6 protein-coding genes are annotated in these 5,959 nt (G+C 39.2%); 2 read left to right on the top strand and 4 right to left on the bottom strand.

What is annotated here, in order from left to right; all coding sequences use genetic code 11:
- Positions 1-54: 54 nt before the first annotated feature.
- Positions 55-1,782, top strand: coding sequence for a RagB/SusD family nutrient uptake outer membrane protein (locus AC1DND_RS16305; protein ID WP_477583172.1), 1,728 nt, complete (start codon positions 55-57; stop codon positions 1,780-1,782).
- A 310-nt stretch (positions 1,783-2,092) separates the two neighbouring features.
- Here the strand turns inward: AC1DND_RS16305 and AC1DND_RS16300 are convergent, their stop codons facing one another.
- Together AC1DND_RS16300 and AC1DND_RS16295 are read right to left on the bottom strand one after the other, a co-directional pair.
- Positions 2,093-2,848: an oxygenase MpaB family protein gene (locus AC1DND_RS16300; RefSeq protein ID WP_477583170.1), complete on the bottom strand. Its 756-nt coding sequence runs from the start codon at positions 2,846-2,848 to the stop codon at positions 2,093-2,095.
- Complete coding sequence (locus tag AC1DND_RS16295; protein ID WP_477583168.1) at positions 2,836-3,342, bottom strand: hypothetical protein; 507 nt, start codon at positions 3,340-3,342, stop codon at positions 2,836-2,838. Before AC1DND_RS16295 ends, AC1DND_RS16300 begins: the two co-directional genes overlap by 13 nt.
- Positions 3,343-3,996: 654 nt before the next feature.
- On the opposite strand from AC1DND_RS16295, the gene AC1DND_RS16290 reads away from it, so the two are divergent.
- Positions 3,997-4,464, top strand: a complete 468-nt coding sequence (locus AC1DND_RS16290) for an Lrp/AsnC family transcriptional regulator (protein WP_477583166.1) — start codon at positions 3,997-3,999, stop codon at positions 4,462-4,464.
- A 73-nt stretch (positions 4,465-4,537) separates the two neighbouring features.
- Here AC1DND_RS16290 and AC1DND_RS16285 read toward each other — a convergent pair whose 3' ends face one another.
- Both AC1DND_RS16285 and AC1DND_RS16280 read right to left on the bottom strand, forming a co-directional pair.
- On the bottom strand, positions 4,538-4,996 hold the full coding sequence (locus AC1DND_RS16285) for an organic hydroperoxide resistance protein (protein WP_477583164.1): 459 nt from the start codon (positions 4,994-4,996) through the stop codon (positions 4,538-4,540).
- 56 nt (positions 4,997-5,052) lie between these two features.
- Positions 5,053-5,959: alpha/beta fold hydrolase (locus AC1DND_RS16280; protein WP_477583162.1), on the bottom strand; the 907-nt coding region annotated here is incomplete at its 5' end.

Genomic DNA, 5,959 nt, shown 5'->3' with positions numbered 1-5,959 from the left:
GTTTCAGCTAGGTGTTAGAGTTGGATTATAATTAAGAAAGATATACTCATGAAAATGAACTTAAATAAAAAAATTGCATCCCTTTTGCTGTTGGGTATTTTATCGGCAGGTTCGTGGTCTTGCAAAAAAATGCTTGACGTACCAACCGAAGATAAATTGGATAGTGTAAATGCTTTTAAAACAGTATCTGATGCAGATGCGGCGGTTATCGGTATTTACGGCCAATTTTTGGGCTTGGAAAAACTATACATCCTGCAGAACGAACTACGTGGAGATTTAATGGATGTTACCTCCAGATCAAGTACCGATCTGCAGGAGTTATCATCACATACCGAAACAAAAAACAATCAATATGTTGATCCAAGACCATATTATCAGGTGATTGTGAATTGTAACGATGTGCTCAAAAACTTTAAAATGATGGTCGATGATCGCCGGATGAGTGTTGATGATTACAACAAACGCTATTCAGATATTGCCACGTTAAGGAGCTGGATTTATCTGCATTTAGGTATTCAATATGGTAGTGTACCATATATTACCGATGCGATAGAAACGGTAGATGATTTGAAAAACCTGGCCAATTACCCAAAAACACCGTTTGATCAGCTCTTGGATAAATTAATTGCCTTTAACGAGAGCCTGCCATATAAGGAAGCTTATGCTTATCCAACAGGAACATCCTTACTGGTTACCATTGATGCCAATAGTACCCAAAAATTGTTTGCTTCCAAAGCCTTTCTGTTAGGCGATCTTTACTTATGGAAAGGCAATTATATTAAAGCAGCCGAAAATTATGCCAAGCTGATGAACGCCGAAAATGGCAATGCGAATGATAATTTTAGGTTTAACTTTTACAAAATCAATAACTCTGGTGATGTGGCTTATGCTAATTTAGCTGTTCTGTTTAGCAGAAGCGGGCAAGATGCCAGTAGTTTGATAAACAGTTTAGATGCAGGCTGGCGTGCTATTTTTGCCTTGCCAACCACCTCGAGCCCATGGAGCACCGAGTGGTTATGGGCCATGCCTTATAATACCGCCTTTAAACCTGTAAACCCAATGATTGATTTGTGTTCGCCGCTTAAAAGCTATCAGATAAAACCTTCGCAGGCTATAAAAGACTTGTGGAATAGCCAGGTTACCACTAGTGGTGTTCCTTTCGATCCGAGGAGCAAATTATCGTTCAATGCTTCGGCCATGGGCGAAGAAATCACCAAATTAACCGATAACGGTGGGAAATGGGGCATTTATCGTGCGTCACTATTACACCTGCGTTTTTCGGAAGCTGCCAATAGAGATGGGCAGACCAAGTTAGGCTGGGCATTGTTAAACACGGGGATCAGAAATACTTATTATGTAGGTACGTTTACAGCTGGCGCCCAGGCACCAGTTTCGGTAGCCGAGTTAAATACCATGATAACGCCTTATCCACAAACTTCACCATATTATTTCGATGCCAGAAAAAATAACGATGTTTCGGGTACCTGGTACCGTAACTGTGGCATTAGAGGTAGGGCAGTAGTAAACGCTATTGATATAAGTTACCAAACGGATATGATAGGCTTAGAAGGCAAATTAATTGATGAAGCCGCATTGGAACTTGCTTTTGAAGGTAACCGCTGGCCTGATTTGGTCCGTATTGCCCGCAGACAGAACAACCCGGCCTTTTTAGCAGATCGCATTTACCAAAAGCTGTTAAAAGCAGGCAACCCTAATGCAAGCCTTGCCAGACAAAAATTAATGGATCCAGCCAACTGGTATTTACCGTTTGATTGGAAATAGAAGGTTGTAATAAAGCTGTGTTGTACCTGAGGGTAATTTATGGTACAAAAATCAATATTAATTACAGGTGAGTTTAAGAGATTAAATCTCCTCAGATTATCGTCATTGCGAGAAGGCTTTTCCAGCCGACGAAGCAATCTTACAACGATCRCTACCAGCGTGCGCATTAAGATTGCTTCGTTCCTCGCAATGACGACCTTTTTATGGAAGCCTGTCGAAAGACTAGATTAAATAACCTTGGCAGAGCGTTTCGACGAGCTCAATGTGACATACGAATCGAAATTAAATTTATGATACAGCTTTATTATGCTTAAAAAGCTTCGAGGCTCAAAATCYGTGTCTTGTACGCTGCAGGAAGAATTAAGTTTCTTAACGGTTTGTTCACCTTCAGTTTCCTGCTTATTTTGTATAAAGTAAGTATTGATTTAATGGGTTTTCCTTCCCCCAGTTTAAGCAATTCATTCACTTTAAGTGGGACGATGAGTGCTTGTATTTTTCGCATTAATAAATACCTCAGCGCACCCAGGTGTTTTTTGTACTGATCATAAAGATCATGAGAAAAGCAGCTATAAATTAAATTTTCCTGTAACTGTTGTTCATGCATCATCTGCCAGGCCGCAAAATTACCAGGAAGTCCATTTATTTTCATGCGGCATCCAACTTGATAGAAAGTAGTAAATATTTCCTCCTTTTCTGTTAAAGTGAGTTTTCTTTCCAGTACGTCGAAAGCACGGATTGAATAGTCAATCAGCATAAATAATACATCTCTATAGGCCCAATCTGGAATTTTAGCATTTCTTCCAGCTTCAACATGCTGATGGATCATGGTAATCTGATCTATCGCTGCATTAGCTTCAGTTAAAGTGGAAAACACGATTTTTTGCGCATAGGCAACAGTAGAAAACAATCTTCCCAGCGGATCTTTAGGTAGTTTGCCTGTAAAATACAACCAATCAACAGCTTTATTCAGGCTAAATTCTGCTGCGGCGCCGGCAAAAATAAAAAGCACAACATCTGTGTTGCCCCATATTTTCCTTACGATAGAATGTTTATCTACAAAGTCCATAATCCATAATGCTCTTCTAATATTTCAATTTTTTTGATGTTGATGCGGCATAGTATCAGCGGGATAACGCCGATGATGCCAAAAGAACAGTCTATCATTTGCCAGAATACTGGAATGTGGCGGATGTTTCCGGCAATTAAGGCCAATGGAATAATCGAGATACAACAGATGATACCAAATTCGATTACCCATTTGTTTTTGATAGGATCTTTTAATGGGCCGATAAAAAGCACGGCCAGCATGATATGTGCAAAAGCCAGCCAATCGGTGCCATAACTTAAAAATGAATAACGTAAGTTGGTAGCTTTAAGGGCCTGATAAACCGCTTCAATCCAGTTTTGAAGACAACTTGGTAAAATTGTACTGTGTTTCACCAGATAAGCCATTTCAGTTTCTAACGGAAAAGCGGTTAATCCGCTTATTGTCAATCCGGCAATGATTGTACAGACGTATATTTTGGAATGTAGCCTTAATTTTTTCTCTTCCGTATTCATAGCTTGCTGGTTAAATAGTGGTGAGCTGCAAGTGATAGTAAGCCTGCTGATAATACAATAAAATCCAAGGACGAAACTTTATGCTAAAGTATTGCAGAGCTAGTAAGCCTGATGGGTTAAATTGCGTCATATTTCTATGTTTTGTAAAGTGCTTTGTATTTCAAAGTAAAAGCTAAAAACTGAATATTCCAAAAAAATATTGATGATTTTTGCGAGTGGATATTTTCGGCTCTTGTTTTGGGCTTAGAAATTGGAGATCCGCCAGGCTTAAAAATGCGAAAAGGGCGATTATTTACCTTGGCTTTGCATCGAATTATAGTATAATTTAAAAAGCAAAAGAGCCAGCATCGCGCTGGCGCTCTTGTTATCATTAACTAAACTAAATCAACGCACTGCTGTTAGCGGTTGTTTCATTCGTTAAACAAATATCTGTCGCATTGACAATTAAAACGAAGGTGGCTGATAAATACGGAAAATGTCCTGTTGAATAGGCTTTTTCGGAATTTAATTCTGTTGGTAGTTTTAATTATACTTTTCGCCAAAATTTTGTTCTTTTTTTGTGTTCCGCTTAAGGGTTTAACGGAGAGTATTTATATATTTGGGTATTCATTATAAACTAAGCCTAGAAAAGAAATAAATAGACTAATCACTATAATGGAATTATACAGCCCTGACCAAACAGACAGAGATATTTTAACACTATTACAAAAAGATGCAAGGCTAACCTATAAGGAACTGGCTGCTATGCTACATTTGTCAAAATCGCCCATTCAGGAACGTGTAAAACGCTTAGAACGTTTAGGATTTATCTCTTCGATAGTAGCATTAATCGATCCTAATAAATTTGAGAACTGTATGATATCCTATTTACAGGTTCAGCTTACCAATCATTCTGTTAATGCCTTCCGGTTATTTCAGCAGGAGGTAAGCAAACTTGATGAAGTACTGGAATGTTACCATACAACAGGAGGTTTTGATTTTATGTTAAAAGTTGTTGCAAGGAATATGATTGCTTATAACGATTTTTTAATTAATAAATTCGGCCGTTTGGATAATATAGGTACCCTTAATAGTTCGCTTGTAATTAAGCAGGCTAAACGCGAAACTGCTTTTCCTGTATAGCATGATCATTAAATTAATAAATCAAAAAAGCACCCCAATTTTAACCTGGAGTGCTTTTTTGGTTTATGGTAGCTTATATCGCTACATTGATCTGGACATTGATATTACCACGGGTAGCTTTAGAGTATGGACAGGTTTGGTGAGCAGCTTCAACCACTATTTTTGCTTCTTCGTAGGTAAGCCCGGGTAAAACCACATTTAATCTTGCCTGAAGATTAAAACCACTATCGGCCAAAGCCAGATCAACTTCTGCATCAATTGCAGTATCAGCAGGAAGTACAATTTTAAGTTGGGGAGCATTGTGTTTCATTGCACCAATAAAACATGCAGCCCAGCCTGCAGCAAATAATTGCTCAGGGTTAGTTCCTTTTCCTGCACTGCCAGGAGATGATAGTGCGGTGTCAAGCGCTCCATCGCTACTTTTTGCGAAGCCCTCACGACCGCCATTTACATGTACTTTTCCTGTGTAAAGCACTTTGTTGATCACTACATTTAACGTATTTGCTGATTCGATTACATTTTGATTTTCCATTTTTTTAAAATTTATTATGATTGTTAAAATTATTAGAAGAGTATTTTAGCTTTTTTTTACGCCATCATTGCTGCCTGGATAATGGCATCCGCAAATGCCTTAGGTGCTTCCTGAGGAAGATTGTGTCCAATGCCTCCACTAAGATTATGGTGCACATATTTACCTTTAAACTTAGCTGCATAATTATCAGGGTTGCCATGCGGTGCACCATTTGCATCACCTTCGAGTGTAATGCTTGGAATCGTTATTGCCGGAAATGTGGCTAGTATTTTTTCATATTTTTCATATTGTGCTTCCCCACCTGCCAGCCCCAATCTCCACCTGTAGTTATGAATTACAATGGCCACATGATCTGGATTATCCAATTCAACTCCCGACTTTTCGAAAACAGCATCAGTAAATTTCCATTCTGGAGAAGCGGTTTGCCAGATCAGTTTAGCAAAATCTTTTCGGTTAGCTTCATATCCTAAACGGCCACGTTCAGTTGCAAAGTAGAACTGATACCACCATGATAACTCAGCTTTTGGCGATAATGGTTTTTGGTTTAGCTCCTGGTTTCCAATGAGGTATCCACTTACCGAAACCATTGCTTTACAACGTTCTGGCCACAAGGCAGCCATAATATTGGCCGTTCTTGCTCCCCAATCAAAGCCACCAATTACTGCTTTATCTATTTTTAAGGCATCCATCAAAGCAATAATATCTGCAGCAATGGCCGATTGCTGTCCATTTCTCGGTGTTTTTGCCGAAAGAAACTGCGTACTGCCATGGCCGCGGAGGTGCGGAACGATTACCCGGTATCCTTCTGCAGAAAGCAGGGCGGCCACATCGGTATAACTGTGAATTGTATAAGGCCATCCATGTAACAGTATAACTGGTTCGCCATCTGCTGGGCCGCTTTCTGCATAACCCATGTTTAATACACCGGCATTAATCTGTTTTATCCTATCGAAGGATATATTG

Source organism: Pedobacter sp. 01N416 (genome assembly GCF_056399685.1).
This window is presented reverse-complemented; position numbering and strand designations above follow the sequence as displayed.

What these genes read in the sequence shown, in the direction of transcription:
- AC1DND_RS16295 (WP_477583168.1), bottom strand. Translation starts at nt 3,342, where the DNA reads ATGAATACGGAAGAGAAAAAATTAAGGCTACATTCCAAAATATACGTC.
- AC1DND_RS16290 (WP_477583166.1), top strand. Translation starts at nt 3,997, where the DNA reads ATGGAATTATACAGCCCTGACCAAACAGACAGAGATATTTTAACACTA.
- AC1DND_RS16285 (WP_477583164.1), bottom strand. Translation starts at nt 4,996, where the DNA reads ATGGAAAATCAAAATGTAATCGAATCAGCAAATACGTTAAATGTAGTG.
- AC1DND_RS16305 (WP_477583172.1), top strand. Translation starts at nt 55, where the DNA reads ATGAACTTAAATAAAAAAATTGCATCCCTTTTGCTGTTGGGTATTTTA.